The 17794-nt window shown below is 40.0% G+C and carries 24 protein-coding genes and 1 pseudogene; 2 read left to right on the forward strand and 23 right to left on the reverse strand.

Translation table 11 applies throughout. The features are described 5' to 3' along the window. The 23 genes and pseudogenes from PGH26_RS13585 to PGH26_RS13690 form a co-directional block, all read right to left on the reverse strand. Positions 1 to 1311 carry a DUF262 domain-containing protein gene (locus tag PGH26_RS13585; protein WP_323691587.1) on the reverse strand — a complete coding sequence of 437 codons (1311 nt, stop codon included), beginning with the start codon at positions 1309 to 1311 and terminating at the stop codon, positions 1 to 3. Next, positions 1298 to 1687: pseudogene (locus tag PGH26_RS16190) on the reverse strand (DUF927 domain-containing protein); the annotation flags it as partial. The pseudogene PGH26_RS16190 and the gene PGH26_RS13585, both read right to left, overlap by 14 nt. A 1365-nt stretch (positions 1688 to 3052) precedes the next feature. Then, positions 3053 to 4027 carry an Abi family protein gene (locus PGH26_RS13590; RefSeq protein ID WP_323691588.1) on the reverse strand — a complete coding sequence of 325 codons (975 nt, stop codon included), beginning with the start codon at positions 4025 to 4027 and terminating at the stop codon, positions 3053 to 3055. Positions 4028 to 4154: 127 nt separating this feature from the next. Beyond that, complete coding sequence (locus PGH26_RS13595; RefSeq protein WP_323691589.1) at positions 4155 to 4664, reverse strand: helix-turn-helix domain-containing protein; 510 nt, start codon at positions 4662 to 4664, stop codon at positions 4155 to 4157. Between the two features lie 40 nt (positions 4665 to 4704). Next, positions 4705 to 5298 carry an HIRAN domain-containing protein gene (locus tag PGH26_RS13600; RefSeq protein WP_323691590.1) on the reverse strand — a complete coding sequence of 198 codons (594 nt, stop codon included), beginning with the start codon at positions 5296 to 5298 and terminating at the stop codon, positions 4705 to 4707. Positions 5299 to 5426: 128 nt separating this feature from the next. Beyond that, a complete protein-coding gene (locus PGH26_RS13605; protein ID WP_323691591.1) occupies positions 5427 to 7394 on the reverse strand; it encodes a tape measure protein in 1968 nt (655 codons plus the stop codon). A gap of 1 nt (position 7395) precedes the next feature. Continuing rightward, the gene (locus PGH26_RS13610; RefSeq protein WP_323691592.1) at positions 7396 to 7719 is read right to left on the reverse strand and encodes a hypothetical protein; all 324 of its coding nucleotides are present in this window, start codon (positions 7717 to 7719) and stop codon (positions 7396 to 7398) included. Positions 7720 to 7759: 40 nt separating this feature from the next. Next, positions 7760 to 7909: a hypothetical protein gene (locus PGH26_RS13615; RefSeq protein WP_323691593.1), complete on the reverse strand. Its 150-nt coding sequence runs from the start codon at positions 7907 to 7909 to the stop codon at positions 7760 to 7762. Positions 7910 to 7967: 58 nt separating this feature from the next. Further along, positions 7968 to 8447 carry a phage terminase small subunit P27 family gene (locus PGH26_RS13620; protein ID WP_323691594.1) on the reverse strand — a complete coding sequence of 160 codons (480 nt, stop codon included), beginning with the start codon at positions 8445 to 8447 and terminating at the stop codon, positions 7968 to 7970. A gap of 219 nt (positions 8448 to 8666) precedes the next feature. Continuing rightward, entirely contained in the window at positions 8667 to 8816 is a 150-nt protein-coding gene (locus tag PGH26_RS13625; RefSeq protein WP_323691595.1) for a hypothetical protein, read from the reverse strand. Beyond that, on the reverse strand, positions 8813 to 9094 hold the full coding sequence (locus tag PGH26_RS13630; protein WP_323691596.1) for a hypothetical protein: 282 nt from the start codon (positions 9092 to 9094) through the stop codon (positions 8813 to 8815). The genes PGH26_RS13625 and PGH26_RS13630 overlap by 4 nt, the downstream gene beginning before the upstream one ends. Before the next feature lie 31 nt (positions 9095 to 9125). After that, a complete protein-coding gene (locus PGH26_RS13635; RefSeq protein WP_323691597.1) occupies positions 9126 to 9686 on the reverse strand; it encodes a hypothetical protein in 561 nt (186 codons plus the stop codon). 30 nt (positions 9687 to 9716) lie between these two features. Continuing rightward, positions 9717 to 10268, reverse strand: a complete 552-nt coding sequence (locus PGH26_RS13640; RefSeq protein ID WP_323691598.1) for a hypothetical protein — start codon at positions 10266 to 10268, stop codon at positions 9717 to 9719. A 14-nt stretch (positions 10269 to 10282) separates the two neighbouring features. Further along, positions 10283 to 10597, reverse strand: coding sequence for an RNA polymerase sigma factor sigma-70 region 4 domain-containing protein (locus PGH26_RS13645; RefSeq protein ID WP_323691599.1), 315 nt, complete (start codon positions 10595 to 10597; stop codon positions 10283 to 10285). 4 nt (positions 10598 to 10601) lie between these two features. Beyond that, on the reverse strand, positions 10602 to 10976 hold the full coding sequence (locus tag PGH26_RS13650; protein ID WP_323691600.1) for a hypothetical protein: 375 nt from the start codon (positions 10974 to 10976) through the stop codon (positions 10602 to 10604). A 6-nt stretch (positions 10977 to 10982) separates the two neighbouring features. After that, positions 10983 to 11258, reverse strand: a complete 276-nt coding sequence (locus PGH26_RS13655) for a hypothetical protein (RefSeq protein ID WP_323691601.1) — start codon at positions 11256 to 11258, stop codon at positions 10983 to 10985. Positions 11259 to 11613: 355 nt separating this feature from the next. Continuing rightward, entirely contained in the window at positions 11614 to 13317 is a 1704-nt protein-coding gene (locus tag PGH26_RS13660) for a DUF927 domain-containing protein (RefSeq protein WP_323691602.1), read from the reverse strand. Then, complete coding sequence (locus tag PGH26_RS13665) at positions 13314 to 14180, reverse strand: bifunctional DNA primase/polymerase (protein WP_323691603.1); 867 nt, start codon at positions 14178 to 14180, stop codon at positions 13314 to 13316. Before PGH26_RS13665 ends, PGH26_RS13660 begins: the two co-directional genes overlap by 4 nt. Before the next feature lie 184 nt (positions 14181 to 14364). Continuing rightward, the gene (locus PGH26_RS13670; RefSeq protein WP_323691604.1) at positions 14365 to 14673 is read right to left on the reverse strand and encodes a hypothetical protein; all 309 of its coding nucleotides are present in this window, start codon (positions 14671 to 14673) and stop codon (positions 14365 to 14367) included. Between the two features lies 1 nt (position 14674). Further along, on the reverse strand, positions 14675 to 14866 hold the full coding sequence (locus tag PGH26_RS13675; protein ID WP_323691605.1) for a hypothetical protein: 192 nt from the start codon (positions 14864 to 14866) through the stop codon (positions 14675 to 14677). Continuing rightward, on the reverse strand, positions 14856 to 15080 hold the full coding sequence (locus PGH26_RS13680; protein WP_323691606.1) for a hypothetical protein: 225 nt from the start codon (positions 15078 to 15080) through the stop codon (positions 14856 to 14858). The genes PGH26_RS13675 and PGH26_RS13680 overlap by 11 nt, the downstream gene beginning before the upstream one ends. A 19-nt stretch (positions 15081 to 15099) precedes the next feature. Continuing rightward, positions 15100 to 15444: a hypothetical protein gene (locus PGH26_RS13685; protein WP_323691607.1), complete on the reverse strand. Its 345-nt coding sequence runs from the start codon at positions 15442 to 15444 to the stop codon at positions 15100 to 15102. 101 nt (positions 15445 to 15545) lie between these two features. Beyond that, positions 15546 to 15854 carry a hypothetical protein gene (locus tag PGH26_RS13690; RefSeq protein WP_323691608.1) on the reverse strand — a complete coding sequence of 103 codons (309 nt, stop codon included), beginning with the start codon at positions 15852 to 15854 and terminating at the stop codon, positions 15546 to 15548. 163 nt (positions 15855 to 16017) lie between these two features. On the opposite strand from PGH26_RS13690, the gene PGH26_RS13695 reads away from it, so the two are divergent. Both PGH26_RS13695 and PGH26_RS13700 read left to right on the forward strand, forming a co-directional pair. Next, positions 16018 to 16518, forward strand: a complete 501-nt coding sequence (locus PGH26_RS13695) for a helix-turn-helix domain-containing protein (RefSeq protein ID WP_323691609.1) — start codon at positions 16018 to 16020, stop codon at positions 16516 to 16518. A 27-nt stretch (positions 16519 to 16545) separates the two neighbouring features. Then, positions 16546 to 17718: a site-specific integrase gene (locus tag PGH26_RS13700; protein WP_323691610.1), complete on the forward strand. Its 1173-nt coding sequence runs from the start codon at positions 16546 to 16548 to the stop codon at positions 17716 to 17718. The last annotated feature ends 76 nt before the right edge of the window (positions 17719 to 17794 follow it).

The raw sequence follows: 17794 nt of genomic DNA on the forward strand, positions 1-17794 counted from the left end.
CTACCACCTATTCCAAATACAAAGCTTTTCGTATATTTTGTTGTATTTTTCTATACTCTTTTCATCAGCTTCTGGCCGTTCTAAAACAATTAGTTTCAATTCTTCAGGTCCCATCATCTCATTAATTTTTGAAAACATATCAAGACCTGCATTAATTCGGTGGTGATTTCCTCTGGCATATTTATTTATGGTTTGTGGATACACAGCATTCATAGACAGTCGCAACGAGTAACTCCAAGAATAAAACTGCTGTAATACTGGTTTTGTAAGACTATCTATGCCAAATCTGTCAGCAAAGAGAAGTAACACACATTTGTACAGCTGCTTAATATAGATGTCTCCAGATCGTTTGCTTGGCAATTCAGTTTCATCATGAAACTGATTAATCACCTTTTGGACTTTCTCAAGCAAATCTCCGTAATGCAATGTATAATAAAAAAATCGCTTTCCGGCAATCAACGGTTGCGTCAGTTGAAACTGATTTAACTCATTTGATGATAACAGCTCATTACTTCCGCTAGAATTGAACTGTTCTATAAATAAATTACTCGCCTTATGATAGATGGCATAATTGAAAATATTTGAGCTTTTAATTCCCTTAAAGGCATCAATTTTGTTTGATGAATAACCTAATCCTTCTTTACGCTTGTACCACTGAGTCACAGGGTATAAGTAATTTCTAAATAAATCTCTAAGATCATTCTGACTCAAATCTTCCCAACGATTAATTATTTTCATTTTTACATATTCATCGTCATTTACCATCTCACGCAAATGATAGGATTTTAATAAATCATGTGGATCTAATTCTTTTCCTCGAGAATTTTGCGAATCAAAGAATTGGAATGCTTCTTGTTCACCATCAGTTACAATTTGAACTGTCGTGCATTGATTCATAAGATATTCTTTATAGTTTTCAAGTTCATCTTTATCAAGTTCACCAGTACGCTTAGCTAAAATCCTATAATTCATTACAATGGCGTCATTGGACAATTTATTATATTTCTCTTGAAGCAGGCTTTGTGTTACGTCACCTAGACAGTACAACAAGATAGACAAAGATGTTAAACGCTGTTGTCCATCTACAATGTTGTACTTTGCACCTCCGCCTTTTATTTCCTTATGCAAGATTACAGATCCAAGTCTATATTCATTTGTACCTTCTTTAAATGCTCCATAGGTGTCTAAAAACAATGTGTTTGTTGATTGAACACTCCAACTGTATGGGCGTTGATATGATGGCAAGGTTAATTCTTTATCGAGCAATTCTTGGATTTTCACAATCTTTAGTTCTTCTTCAATTAATGGCATAGCCGCTCTCCCTCGAACCAAGTATTACTATAATTATATCATTAGATAGATGAATGAATTTTAAATTAGTCATCGGAATAACTCGTGCTGCACTTCCTTGTGAGCTCGTATATTCTAGGATGTTGTTTTCTCCAGTCGTAATGAACACAGATTGCCAGTTACTCGTACACCTACTACCGTCTAGACTGCCCCTCATCTTGCCTGTACCTTTGCCAAACATATAGATCATTTGCTGTAGCGCTTTTGGATCGTGCGCTGTATTCGTGTCATCAAGGATTAAGGGGAATACATTTAAAAATGCTGCCATTCGCTCAATCGCTATTTTTGTTGTTAACATAGAACTTATATATTCATTCGGCTTACCCCAAACACTCGCACATGCTTTTAAACGCTTGTTTTACCACTCGATGATACACCAGAAATATCTACAAGTACCGGCGTTAGATCATGCGGTTTGAAGAGAACAGATGCAAACGATGATACCTACAGGAAATAATGCTTTTGGATTGTCGGAAAGTGCCGCCATGACGTTTTCTATCCTCCCCTGAACACTACCACTTCATTGTATGGCATTTAATCGCTGTACTTCCCCCTCGTCTGGGGGAACAATACGAAAATTCGATTCCAATAAGGGATGAATGAAGTTCTTCCCTACATAACCAAGATGAACGACAACAAGAGTCTAGAAATAAATCGAAATACTTGGATTTCACATGCCCGTGCACAAAACTTTCGTGTTTGTTTAAACATTCATGTCTATCTCACAATTAGATACTGCTATCGTTAAAACTTATTTTAGTGTAAAAGACTTTAATCTCTTCTTAAATCCGTTGAACGAAGCGGAAGGTGGCGACTCCTGCGGAATAAGCGAAGCGCGAAGACCCCGCAGGAGCGAAGCGACGAGGAGACTGAGGGCGAGCCCGCGGAAAGCGTCCACCTGCAGCGCAGATCAACAACCGTCAACTCCCCCCCGATTTTATCCAAACAAAAAACGCCAACTCCCTCTTCCGGAGTTGACGTTTTTCTATTTATGGGGATGACTTACATCATGCCGCCCATTCATTAATTGGTTTTATATCATGTTATGACAGGTTTAAAACGTTGATTTAAAAGTATTCCCCAATTATTCACCATATAGTTTTATGCAATTCAGCAATTGATTGTTGCCCGATTGTTGCCCCACTCACGATGAGGTAGTTAGTAACGACCCCATCGCTATGTTCTAACTTCAATTCAGGAAAACCGGATGAGGTGATTAGTAATCACTCCATCGGAAGGACGTATGTGCCGCATACTCCCCTAGTGAGGACGTGATTAGTAGTCATCCCTTTTGCATGGAACTTTATCAGTATGTCCAAAATTGGACAGACCTTTGTTACTACAGAAAATTAAGCAGTGAGATCAGCTCAAAACTGGACACATCTTTTTCGCGGCTCACTTTTGAGCCGTCAGATTTCACTCCCGGATTTTCGGTAGTGAGGTTTCCTCATAATTGAGGACACACTTTCAAACCTCACACAAGCCATACAGTGAAGCAGTGAAGCGTTAGTTCTTTACCCAGCATTGAAACTAGTGTTACAACCGTAAAAAAACACCCCCTCCACAGTGGAGGGAGTGACGTATCGCATTTTTAAAAGGGAACCAGACGCATCCGGTTCCCTCAAGTGCTAGCCTAAGCTATGCACCGCTATTAGTTAACTTTATGTTAACACTTAACGTAGTATGTGTAAAGTATTTTTAACTATACATATCTCAACAATCTAGTTATCTTTGTTCTAAAATCCGTACCTAAAATTGCCGAGTATGCTTCGCGAGGAATAACTTCCCCAAAATGTTCACATTCTCTAGAGAAATCTTTAATGATTTTTTTCAGCTCTGTTTTAGTCGCTCCGAAATTCTTTTTTAAATAAATCACCAGTACCAGATAATCAACAATATTGTCGAATGTAACATCTCTTACACCTGTCTCGGAGGATAGAAAAGCTTTTAATTCGGCAGCTGGTTCCCCTTGTTTAAACCTACAATCAAAAATCACTGAGTTGTGTGCTACAGCATTTCTCAAGTCTTTAATTGCGAATACCATCTTTTCAACCAATCTACCATTATGATTATGATTAGTTGATTTGAGTCCTATTTCATTCGCTATTTCCAACCTAGTTTCTTCATTCAAACAATGGACGAACGATCCAAAACTCCCCAATGTAATAACTTCAAAAATCGCCCACAAGGGGATTGGTTCATTCTTGTGAAAGAAGTGCTGAATAACAGGCTTATCACTCGCAAAGCTTCTGGAAATAGTATCATATATATGATCTCGTAAATTCAACCTACTTTTCATCTTCTTCTTATATTTCTTGCTCCCCGCATTTTCTTTTTTATAGTCATTTAATAGATTCGTGAACACGTGTTCAAAATCGGCAGACCCTTTTTTTATAATAACTTCGAGTACATGGTTCTTCAATGCTGTTTCAAGCATCATTAAATTAGGATAAAAAATAGTTTTCAGCATCATATCAAATTCATATATAGCGACTACCTCACTGAAACTTTGAAACTCTATCGTATTTTGTGGAATTTTTATGTACCGATATCCCTTGTAACCGTGGTAATACCCCATATTCATGAGATTTTTCTTATCTTTGCTACCTTGGATATCTATATTATGGTTATCTCTTAAATGACGCATTAAACTATTCGTATTCTTTCCTTTTACCATTGCTTTCACCACCCCTGCATAATTCTTAGCAATAAATACATTATAACCTAAAATATGAAAGTATGTATGACACATAAAAATTAAACAAGAAAAACACCCTACCCATAGTGGATAGGATGCTATCTGTTTAATCATCCTGAAACAAGTCATTCAGCGTGCAGTTGAAGTATTCCGCTAACTTCTTTGCTTCACTGAGAGTGAAATCATGAACACCACGCTCTTTCCTTGAGTAACTTGTCCAGTGGATATTTAACAACTTCGCAAGCGCCTTTTGTTCTATTCCAAGCTCTCTTCTCGCAGCGTACAAATTAATAACATGGACTGGTTTCCCTGAAGAACCTCCCTCGTTCTTAACAGTACTCCCTTCATTAAATATTTTAAATTCATCACTACTTGAATCCACTGACCTGCGGGAGCTACCTAATTCCACAGCACCTTCTAACTTCTTCACATTGTATGGATCAGTTAAATCTTTTCCTGCATTCCTTTGTAAGAAATCCTCTATCTCAATAGTAGATACTTTCATACGACCAAGTTTTAATCCCATGAGCTGACCGCTTTTTATTAATTTGCACACGATATCTGGATTAACTTTCAGCAGCCTAGCCACTTCTGAAACTTCTAATAGTTCATGCATGGTTATCCTCCCTAATGGATAGGGTGTTAAAAAGGTTTTCTCAACTAAGAATAATAACAACAATCATAATCAAAATGAATACCATAAGTCCGCAGCCTAAACGGCCAGCCATTTTAGCTTTAGGTGATCCGTCGCCGGCTTTTAGGAATGGATTGTTCTCAGTCAGTTCCACAACGTCTACAGTGTGTAGAATAACTCCATAGTTTTCTGAGTAAGTGTCAATGTATTCATTCTCGTCATCATCAATATCTATTGCCTTGTATTGACCACCTGTAAACTCAACATCAATCCGGTTCAGGGTTTTCATAAGTCGTGATACTTCAGCAGTTTTCTCTTTGGGGATGTAACCAACATGGTGTTTCTTTCGTTCAGCATCAATTAGAATTACCTTAATTGCATTTGGATCATGGGGATTATTCGGTTCTTTCACTAATCGCGCAGCTGCTTTCACCACTTGATTTTCGTACTCATGCCCTTCTGCACCATCCGCTATAATTTGTTCATCCGTTAGGTTATCCCACGGTTTGAGTTTACCTTTGGATTTATAGGAGTTAATTACGTGTCGAATAACTTCTTGCCTGTTGGTTCCGTCTGGATTGTCGTAAATCACACCCACTACATTAAGTTCAGGCACAGCTTTACCTCCCTGATTCTAATTTTCAGATAATTATACCATGTGTTATCTATTTTGCGGCATTTAAACTGTGAATACTTGTAAGGAAAGGAATAAGCACCCGTCCATTTAGGATAGGTGCTTTTTTCTTATGCCATATTGAAGTTTGCTCTTTCAATCTTTCTTACCATCTCGTTCATGATTTGGTCAACTGTTAGATTGTGACCGTTTATATTGATGTTAAACACGTTGTTACTGCCTTTGCTGCTACTCGACTTAACTTGCACCGGTCGCACTGGACTTTCTTTCTGCTTGTCGATGTTGTTAATGTTTATACCTTGCTTACGAGCGTTCCGAGACTGTACGGCTGGTACAATCATTTCATCCTTGTGGATTTGCGCCACTTGGTCATGAGTTACACGGTTTGTACCCACGGCGAAAGAATCCATAGGCGCTCTACCGCCGGCGATACCTCTTACTTTTTCTGCTGCACCAGCTAGTGTTTTACCAATTGTGGCAACCCATTTAGGTAATACGAAATTCTTGATAGTCTCTTTGAACGCATTGAAAGTCGCCTTGATTTTGTCGAAGTTTTTATAAAGTGTTACACCAGTAGCAACAAGCACGCCCATTGGACCTAATGCGAGCGCCATTAGAGGGTTATCTTGCAACTTCTGCCATAATTCAGCGGTTTTCGCTTTGACGGTGTCCCAATTCTGGTAGAGTGCAATACCGGCAGCTACCACTCCACCAATAGCGAGCGCTACCCATCCCAATGGAGAGAGTGTCAACGTACCATTTAATAATGCTGTTGCGACTTCTACCGCGATGGTTGCGGCTTGCCACGCTTTCATTGCTCCCTCGACTAGAACGACTGCCCCCTTAAACGCCAGCACTGTGGTTGTGACACCAGCGACAATCGGAGTCAGAAGCGGCAAATTGTCTTTCACAAAATTATATAAATCCGTGAATCCTTCAACGACTGTTTTTGCGGCTTCCACAATCGCCGGGAATGCATTATCTTTAATCCATTCCAAAACCGGGCGGGATGTTTCAAACGCACTTTGCAATTCAGTTTTAATAGCCGGGAATGCTGTATCTTTCAACCAATCCAATCCTGGTTTAACAGCGGTGTACATTCCCACAATTCCACCGGATAGCAGAGGAATCTTATCAGAAGCACTCAAAAGTACACTTTCAAACTTCTTACCAAAATTACTTACCATCGAACGCATATCTGGCAATCCATTTGATACGAGCATTTTATCAACGTTCTTTATAATATCTTCCACTCCGCGAGTTACACTAGCCCGCATATTAGTCCATGTATTCCCCCATGATGCACCAGCTTCCTTGGCAGCACCGGCAACCTTCTGAACACCGTTCGTTCCTTCCATCATGGCTGTTCCAACAACATCGAAAAATTCTTCTGCGGAAATCTTACCTTTGGATAAATCCTTTGCTACAGATGTGGAATCTCGTCCAACTGCTTTCGCATACATATCTGTTGCGTTAATTCCTACGTCCGTCAATCGGTTTAATTGATCTAACGAAACTTTACCGGATGAATACATCTTACCAATAGCATCCGAAACAGTTTCAAACTGCTCGTTACTACCATCACCATAGAACGCTACTGCATCGCCCCATTGCGCGACTGTCTTCGTTGCCTTGTTTATATCCATCCCACGGGTTACGAAGTTCTGAACGCTTTGTGCCGCCGTATCTAGTCCGTATCCCGTACCTGTTACTGCATCACGAGTTGCTTCAAGTGCCGCCTTTACTTGCTCTGAAGAACCTGTGATAGTGGTCATAGTTCGTTCAAATCTTTCCATCGTATCGATTCGGTCAAACGCTGACGTAACCGAAGACCTCACCATATTGAACGCACCGGATAATGCTTTGGTAACTCCGATTGCAGCAACGATACTGCTCGCTCCAGCTGCTACGCCTTTCAAGCTAGCCGTTGCAGATTTACCAAATTTAGATATGGTGTTACCAGAGTGTTTCGTTTTACGTTCTAAATCCTTCATTGCTGATGCAGATTTCTGTGCGGTTGTTCCGAAGTCTTTATCTTTCAGCGTTAAAACTGCGGATATAACTCTGTTTCCTGCCATACTAACTCACCTCCTTCACTAATAATTTTTCTACCTGTACGAATATGTCATATGGAGAATGACCGACAAACTGTTTCATCCATGTTTTTGGCCGTTTAATCTTCGGATCAGCAGATTTTGCAAACGCCCAAACAATTTGCAATGCTTTGATGTGATATTTCCCATGGTCGAATGTACCCTGTGTTGCTTGCTCACCAAACTGCTGTAAGTCCTTGTCCAAACTGCGTTTAAAGTTTTTCTGATACAAGTACAGAGTTTCCATACCAAACGCGACTGGGAACTCTATACCTTCTGATTTCACTATGCCGATTTGCTTAGTTTCCATGTTCTCACCCCCTTTCTTGGAAAGTCCGAATAAAATAGTTCTATCTATTTTCCTTTTGTGTTTTGTTTTGTGCAGACAACATATACTTATCTCGTTTTAATCTTTGCATCATCAAGTAAACTTCATGCTTTTGGTTCTCTACTAAATTAGCTTGATGTGAGCCTGATCTAGTGCTTTTGATTTTAGCCACCATCTACACATCCTTTTTTATAAAAAGATAGAGGAAAGGTCGCCCAATCCTCATTAAATTAGTCCCCGCTTAACAGTTCAGCGAATGGATCCATTCTTTTATCGTCTTTAGGTAGAACAATCCGCATTCGACTGTCAATGGTTAACCCTAATCCTCCAGCTACTGAACGAAGATTACGTGCAGCGTCATTCATTGCGGTAAATTCGGGATTCACCTTTCTTCTGTCGTTACCTTGTGCATCTAATTCCGTGATAGTCCGTCCCTCTTCTTCTACTGCTATAGATGCCGCTTTGTATTTTGAATAGTAATCGCAATACATCGTTAGGGATGCAAGGTCCAAATCCGCAATGGGTAACTGATTGACTAATTGAATGATTCTCTTGTATTCCGCTTGCGCATCCTCACTCAACCAAGATGGAGGACGCTTAGAAATCTTTTTAAATTCATGTAATGCTGACTCATCTTTCTCTCGTTCTGCAATTTCCGCTTTTGTGTAGTTTTTCGTTGTTGCGCCTAATAGTTTTCTAGGTCTGGCCATATTTATCACCTCCTTCTTGTTTTGGCGAAATAGTTTAGGGAGAAACCCTCAAAAAAGACTGGCGAACGGTCAACGGCGTTTCCGTCCGTATGGGTCGTTTCGAGTCGGGGGGAGTTGTTTCTGATTTTTATTTTTCATTCTTCTTTGAGAAAGAACAGGACAATAAAAACAAAAATATTTTCCAGAAAAACTTACACCGCACATTCGCCAGCAATATAATTAAATTCCTTCGTGTTCAAGTATCATTGCCACCATTACCATTGCTACGCCCAGCCCTATCACGCCTAACGCCGAGTTTATAACGAACAGCCCTGCACAGATCAGCAGCAGACCGAATACAAAAAGAATTGCTTTCGCGTTCGCTATCACAGTAATAAACCCCTTGTTTCCCTTAATACAGAATTGATTTCATCAGCACTTAACTTCATCGTAGGTGTGGCCAGTCGTGCTATGCGCGGGTCAGGGTGTAGCATCATCCGTAGATGAATGCGCTCATCACACTCTCGGTCAGTCATTCCCTCGCGTTTCATCTGGTCCCTCTCCTTACCCTCATAGAACTTGAGCAGTGGATGATTCATCCGCGCAACCTCACGCTGCTCTGGTGTTATGGTTCCATGGTAGAACGCTCTCACTTCTTGGTTTCTCATATCATTCAACTCCTTTTATATATGTGTGTAATCAGTCACGCTCTTTGTACCCCAGCATCTTTGCCACGTTCACACCGCGGTCAGTCAGCTCCTTAATTTGTGTCTCTCCCCAATTCAGCATTGTTTCTAGTTGACGTTCAACTTTAGTAATGTATGGATCTATTGAGTTGTATTGATAAGTAGTTGAATTGGTAAACGTTCCTAGTGTTTGCTGGTCTGGATATTCATACTGGAATTGTTTATAAGGAAGAAAGATTCTTCGAATGTTTTGTTTTAAATCCAGTGCTGTTCGGTTTGCATGCGTGTACCAACTGGAGCTGTGCTTCTGTAAATACGTGAACACATCATTCTCTGTCTTAATTGCATGAGGATATTTGCTCTTAACGAGTTCAACCTCTTCGTTATAACTGAATGTATAATCATTGAACTCTTGAATCTTACTTAACATATCTTCAATCAGCGCCTTGTCAGTCTTAGAGATTAAAGGATGCTTTCTCTTCTTCTGCTCGATCTCTGCGTTGGCTGCATTCAGTTTCTCACGATAATTCTTTCTGAGTCGTTCACCTTGTTTGATGTCGTTGAGTGTGTACATAATTGCACTTCCTTTTTCTATTAGTAGTTGTCATGCCAGTTGTCCAATCAATCTTCCGCCTTGTAATACCATTAACCCTTTGGGTCTGTATGCTTGTCCTCTAGTAGCTTTCAATTGCTCTTGATACTCTTCATAAGCTTCAAAGTCTTTCGCCTTACCATTAGCCTCCTGGTAGCTGTCATGTAGTTCCCCTGCCTGTGTGAGTAAGCGGTCTATAGTCTGTATAGGTATTGGGTCACCATCTTCAAAGTAACGTATAAGTATCTCTGCATCAGCTTCCGAGAAGTCTTGCAAGTACCCACGCCATGTTTCATACTGTGCTTTCGCTTTAAAGATACGAGCATCGTAAGCGTCCTTCATATCTATAATCTTGAGTGCCTGGTGCGCTGTATCGGGATTGCCATTGCCAGGATCTAGCGGGTCAATCTTCACAGATGGATAGATAATATCGTCATACAGTGAAGCGAAGTAAGAAGACCGCCTATCAATTAGCCGCTGTGCTTCTTTCCGACTGCGTGCCAGTTGTTTGAGTTCGTAAGTATATAGGTTTAAACTCTCCTGCTTTGATTCAAAATGAAGCACTTTCCCCACCTCTTTCACACCCAGCTAATGCGTTCAGCTGTATCTGCAAGTAATGCCCGTTGCATCCGTCTTACTTTACTTACAGGCATGTGCAGGACAGCTGATACTTCACTTAGGTTTTTTCCTTCCCACCAATTCAGTTGAATGATTGTCTGCATATCCTCGCTGGCGTCATTGAATAGAAACTCGATCGATTCTGTTATTAGCTTCATTCGTTCTACACGATATGGATTAGGACTTTTCTTTGATTCCAATTCATGAATGAACTTACTGTAATTCTCCCAGTAGGTTCGTAGCTTGCCATAATCATATTCCTGTAGCGGAAACACCTTCTCACCCCACTTCTCTTTGTTTAATCCATTTCTCATTTGCCATATCAGGTATGGGCACATCTAAGATAATTTGTATTTGTTTCAGTCGAACAATCTGTTCTTCTTTCATGCGGTCAATTTCCACAAAGTCGAAATCGGCATATTGATCCGCGTCCATAAATCGAAGCAACTGTTCAAACTCGCTTATCATTCGTTCAAATTCATGATATTGGAGTACCATCGTTCTCACGGTTTCGGTCAAACTCTGCATTTGATATTCAATCTTCATGACTTTTGCTCCGAAGTGATTGGACAAATTCGACATTTTCCTTTGTTTGTGGGCAATTGAACGATAGATTATATTTAATTCCTCATTTGAATACTTGATCTCATACATGCAGCATCAACCTCTTTCAGAAATTAGTTTGTCATATCGCTGTTTCAATTTCTTATGAGCTGGAACAGACCAATCGATTTCTAAGTAGTAGCTGATTGACGCCATTTTCTTTCCTGTCTTTCGATTGAAGCAATCCGATACTCGCCACCCTTCTCCCGGACCATGATTGTGTCGCTGACCACATTTAGGACACTTCACAGTTAGTTGGATGTAGTCATTGCGTTTGGACGCCACGAGTGTTGGATGAACGATGTTCGGATTTGTGTGTACTTGTAATTGCATGGAAGCAACCCCCAATGTTTGTTTTTAGGCGGCTGTGCCAATGTAATTCCCCCGATTTGTTGCTTATTAATGTAATATGTCGTTACACTTTCAACATTTGTAACGACAGAGCGTTACACCCGAACCCTTGGTATATATGACTTTAAGACTGTTGTAACGAATGTAACGTGTAACGCAGTGAAACATACCTATTTATTTCAGGAAGAGTAATAGTGGTGTATTTATCATTCCTATGTAAGTATGTTTTTTTGTCGTTACATTCGTTACAGTGTTACAAGTACCTATAAATGCTATTACCATAAGGTTTCTAAGAATAAAAAGTGTAACGAATAGATTTTATAAATTGTTACGTTCGTTACACATGATTGTTTACATTAAAGTCAAAGCCCAATTCCTCTACAACATGTGGATGAATTGCCACCACTCTATGCACACTACCTTTATGTCGAAGTGTTCGTGAATCTGTTTTCTTGCCTTTCTCCAGACCGGATATTGAAATTTCTCTTCTTAGCCATTCACTTCTTATAGAACTTTGTTCCGTTTTAAGGAACTCTTTCAAATAAGACGGAAGCAGATAAAGCGTTTGGTCTTTATAGATAGCCTTTAGATCATGGAACACTCGATTATCAATTGCGATTGACTCCCTAGAGGAATCCAAGTCTGTTAGAACGGCTTCAAGCATCTGCATAGGCTTATCCACGGCTTTATTTTCGTCCATGATTTCGTTAAACATAACTTCTAACCAACCTAGATCTATTGGAGCATCAAAGAAGTCCATAACGAGTGTTCCGGCAAAATAGATAGCTGCATAATGTCTAGCAATCCTTGAAACTACTTCATTTCCTCTTGCCTTCTTCTGGAACATGGAATTGTATTCTTTGTACTTCGGAAGCAATTCGTGCTTACGTTCTTCCCATTGCTTAATAAATTCAAGCCCTATTTCTCCATGGTTGTGCTCCATTGCTTCATATAGTTCATCAAAGAACTCGTAATCTGCATCCTTAAAAGGTAGGCCTTTTACTGGAAGAATTCGTGCAGCTGCTCCACCTGCTCGCTCTGCGTATTCAGTGAGTGGTACTTCTCCAGTGGATAGCATCAGGTTGTTCCAAGTAAACTCGCGTTGCGAACCGGTAACAGATCCGCGTCCTTTACTGCGGCCGCCTGAGAAGTTATATACAAACCGCTGTAACTGTTTTTCGTCTGCTTTCATTGAATCGTCTAACATAAGCGGGAAACTGTTCAGAAATGCCGCCTTACGCTCGAAACTTACAGCAGTACCATTCCATTCAGAAACTAGATGGTCTGTCCCCCACACTGTAGCTGCTGTCTTCAAAACGGTTGTTTTTCCTTTAGAAGTCGCACCGGAAAGGTCAATTACAAATGGGCCAAGATTCAAGTCTTTCAGTAAGACCGAAGCGAATGATGCTAAGAGTATAAGTAACGCCTTCGGGTGTGCTTCAACCGGTTTTAACACACCGTTTATCCAACCTTCTATAGTTCCAGAGGATTCAAACGCTTCCAACATCTGCTTTTCCCCACCATCAGCAGGCAATATCTGAACCTCTTTAGAATAGAGCGGATGAATAAACCCACCTTCTATATGTCCAAGTCGTTCAACCATCTTTTCTCTCGGTATATCATTAATCATAAGTAACCTATCAAAAAAGTTAATAAGGTCACGTGCGTTTACATCATTAACAGCTAGCGAATAATCAGATAGGGAAATAATATCTTTGCGAGTCGAAACAAAGCCTGCAGTGACCACTTCCTCGTGTAAACGCCCGTCTGCTTTCCAAGACAATTCATAGTACAGTTGTGAGCGCTCAATATTGGAGAATGATTTTGTAATCAAAGGAACTTGTCTACATAGATACTTAGGAACTATTTCTTTGTTTTCACCGCTACCTTTTTCAACAAGTATATAAAGATTGTTGTTTTGAACTTCAAATCCACTTGGTAACTTAAATTCTTTCCCACTGGCGTGTGTGTACAATTGAGAAGAAGGGGATTTCTTCTTTTCAGATAACGCTATGATGTTGCTTGTCGGTTGTCGTTTCATCGTCTTCCCCCTCTTCTCATTTCTGTTGCTGCAATACTATCGATCACTTTGTCTAATTCCTCAACTGATAGAGGCGGATCGTTACGTTCAGCATTCCAAAGATGCATAATTTCATAGGCTAGTAATGGTTCAACTTTGCGAATCAGATAACCCGCGAGTGAAGCTGCTGCCGCATTCCGTCCACCTTCTGAAACTCCGTTCATAATGCCCTGCCAGTGCGAAGATGGTTTAGCTTTTGGATGTTCTCCTACAACAAGCAATGGTGTGATAATCATGCCCGTAAGCCACTGTGGCGCTTTAGCAATAGGTACATCCATGATGTGACTACTTAACTCGTATTCGTACCGCCTACCACTCAGATGAAGGCTAGGTGCCGCTACAATAAATCCGTTATCCCCTCGACTATCAAGAGAAGGAGCGAAACCAACTTTATTGCCTATACCTTCTTCATATTGAAAGAAGTAATGCAGCCCCTGTGATCCTGTTATAGCGGTCACTGTTTCCGGTAGTTTTCCATATGCGCGTTCTAGTTCCGTCAGGGTCTCTCGTCCGTCTGTGCCTTTTGTATCTACATCCAGCACCCAGATTCCTGATTCTTTCCCTGTGCGAATCCCAACATTTGAAAAAGGGTATTTTGCCCATAATGTACGGATCTCGTTAACATCAGAAGTTGAATCCTTTACGCCGTTTCGAGTGACTGGATGTTTCCCTGGTGAATTGCATTTAATATATCCGCAAGTACATTTACCGTTGCGTATCGAGTGCAGCGGTAACACCTGAAAACCAAATTTCGTTGCATATATAAGCGCTGCCTGTAACAGCTTGTTTGTTTTTTCGTTTTGTGGTAAAATTATATTAACCATATGGCTAAACAGTCCTTTCGAGTGTGTATGCCATACAGTCGCGTAATCTAGTTGTGCAATCGACTGTAAAGCGTGTTATTAGTTGAGCTTGCCATTGTGTAATTCCTCCCTTTGGTATATTGCTGGAACCCTTCCCCAACGATTCCAGCAGGGTATATAGATATAAAAGTCTTTCCTAGACGGGTTAGGCTTTTTTTGTCGTCTCGTTTCGGACAACCTCTTCAAAGATGTAATCAGATACTGTATCTAATCTTTCAAAATCTCGCTTCATATCAATCTCTGCACTTTGTAATAACTTCGCAAATATACGTAACTTGGACTGTACTTCCACCATAAAGAGTTGTGCTAGTTCAGGATGTGCATTGTCCGCGTACTCCGAGAACTGTGAAACCTCATTTACAATGTCAGAAACCAGAATCTTGCTTAACAGTGCGCCTCCCTTCGCATCGTCCAAACCATAGGCTGCGTCTCTCATGTTTTTAATATCTCTCATTTCATTCACCCTCCATTAATTCATTAATTTGTTGTATCGCTACCTCAATGTGGTGCTGGAGCATTTCTTCCCGGTTAACTTCACGGTCCCACGTCTTTAATCCGTCAGAAGTTGTCATGATATATGGTCCCTCTTCTTCTAGAACAATCTCCAGTGCTTCGGAAACCTTCTGCAATTCCTGTTTATTTATCATTTACAATTCCTCCCTTTCTTTTTTTCAAATCTGATAGATATTCTCTTTCAGCTTTTAATGCCTGTGTAATTGCAAAGCTAACTAAGTATTCAAGGTTCCTGTCATATACTTTGGAATCAAGTCCAAGTATCAAAGAACCTTCTTTAAGTATTTTCTTGTACTCTTCTAGTTCAGCTATTGAATCCTTATAGAGTAATAGATCCATAGTTTCCACAAGTAACCCCTCCTTTTTATTAAATCCAACCAAGCTTAACTGCAATACTTTCGATAAATTCCTTTTTGATTCGTTTAGCAGTGCTTAGACTAGTAAACGTCTGTTCAGCGGCTGCCTGTATAGTAGGCGTACGCCCTTCTAGGAACAGCGTGGCAATGAATTCCTGCTTGTTCTCTGCTAACTCATTGAACACTTGCTCTATCGCCTGTGTGATACGTTGCAACTCTCTTAGTCTTACGTCCTGGAGATAGAGCGTTCTGTTCATACCGCCCAGCTTAATATCCTTCTGAATTTCCTTCTGATAGTCTGCCAGGTTATAGATGTGATCCTCGATAACTCGTGATAGATGATTAGTTAGTTTCATTCAGCGTTCTTCCCATTCAATTGTTCCCACGTTCTACCAACACCGAATGCCAGCACAATTGCAACAGGTCCCATGAATGTCCAAAGTGTTGTGAAGTCCATTTACACCACCTCTTTCTTACGTTTGTAAATATCTCCGCCGTTTGCTTGCGCTTCAGTGAAGAATTTGTCCAGGTATAAATCTAGTTCCGCTTTATTGAACAACCATTTTGAGCCTAATCGGATGCCGGCTTTAAACGCTGGGTCATGCAGGATGTTTTCTTGAAAGCTGTTCCAAGACATATTTACATATTTCAAAACCTGTTTTGTGTTTAAAAAGTAAATACTTTCATCCATTGACTTCAGTTTTTCTTCAATCGCTTCACGTGCCATCTGTTCTACAAGTGCTTGGTCGATTTGAATATCAATCATGTGATTTCCTCCTTATATATTACTGACAGGCATATTTTATAACAAAAGTATTCCTGTTAGATATATTAAAACACATCTTCGGTTGTTATGCAACATAAATATTTCTAATAGATATATTTTAGTGTATACTGGGATATATTAAGATGAGGAATGAGGCGAGAAGATGGAGGAAGATATTACACTAGGTGGCGTTATACGTAGTAAACGTAAGGCTCAAAAATTAACGTTAGTGGAAATGGGGAAGAAAACAGGACTGACTCAGGGTTATTTATCCAATATAGAGAACAATGTAAGAACCCGGCCGTCTGTAGAAGTTTTAAAAAAAATTGCAGACGCTCTTAATGTTAGTAGAACAGCTTTAATGACCATTGCCGGTTATGTCGAAGAGTCCGAACTGGAAGTTCAAAAAAATATCATTTTGAGGGAAAGGGAAATGTTTGGGGCAGCAAATACAAGTGAATTAAATACCTCCACTATTGTGTTGAACGATGTCATTGACGCGGCATATCTAAATACCAAGTTTATCTATTCAGGAAAAGAACTCAACATATATGAAAAAACATACATTTCCCAAATTCTTTACATGATACTAGAAAACCCTATCCCTGAAGAATTGACCGAAAGAAAAAAGATTATTGAGTTGTTAGAGTTTCTTTTGAAATGATTCACCTTATAAAAGGAGTGATTCACAGTGGCCAGCTTTCGTGAAAAGAAAGGTAAATGGGAATACATCGTTTCTGCCGGTCTTGATCCAGTCACTAAAAAGTATATAAAGATAACCAAGTCTGGTTTCCGCACCAAAACAGAAGCACGTAATGAAGCCAGGCGTGTGGAAGAAGAATTAAAGCAAGGAACGTATATAAAGGAATCAAAAACTACATTCGGGGACCTTTTAGACGTGTGGATTAAGCATTATGAGAAACGCGCAAAAGTAAGCAGTGTCCGCGCACGCTCCATAGCTGCTAAACAACTATTGAAGGAATGGGAACACTACCCAATTAGTTCTATTACAATGTCGATGTATCAGCAACATTTGGACAACCTAAGTAAAAATGTCAGCCCCAACTATTTGGATAGCATTCACACCACTGGGAGAATGATTTTTACCCATGCTGAAAAACTGAAGTTGATTACGAACAATCCTACTAAGCACTTTGAAAAGCCACGCATGGTGAAAGATGAAGTTATCGAAGAAGTGGACGTGCTGGAGAACTTCCTGGAGCGTGAAGAACTTCAAGAGTTTCTGTTGCTTGTTAAGAATGAAGGTTTACGTGGGGACCTTGTTATATTCGCTACTCTAGCCTATTCCGGTTTGCGTATCGGGGAACTGCTCGCATTGAAGGAATCGGATATAGACTTTAAAACAAATGTAGTCCGTGTAAGTAAGACTTATTACAACCCCAAAAATAATAAACGTGAGTATTCGCTGCTAACACCTAAAACATCGGGTTCTTTACGTACTATAGAGTTAGATCCATTTGTTATCGGGTTATTAAAGAGCCATATTAAGCAGATTAAAGAAGAAAAGTTGAAGAATCGAATGATTTATCACGATAAAGGCTTTGTATTCGTTGATGTACAGGGTTATCCGATGCCTATAAAGATGGTAGCTATTCGGTTGCAACGTCTTATGAAGAAAATGAATACAACTAAGCACATTACACCTCATAGCTTCAGACACACGAATATCTCTTTATTGATTGAAGCGCAAGTTCCAATTGGTGAGATACAGCGTAGGGTCGGCCACAATTCAATTGAAACAACTATGAACATCTACGCTCACATGACGAAACAGACCAAAGATCAAGCGGCTAATTTGTTCAGTAGTCACTTATCCAGTTTGACGGATAAACTGCAAAATTGAAGACAAATCATTTTCATTGTTGCCCGATTGTTGCCCTAAAACAAAAATAAAAGCACTAAACCCTATTAGATAAAGG

Origin of the sequence: Sporosarcina jeotgali (assembly GCF_033304595.1) — a bacterium.
Classification (GTDB): domain Bacteria; phylum Bacillota; class Bacilli; order Bacillales_A; family Planococcaceae; genus Sporosarcina; species Sporosarcina jeotgali.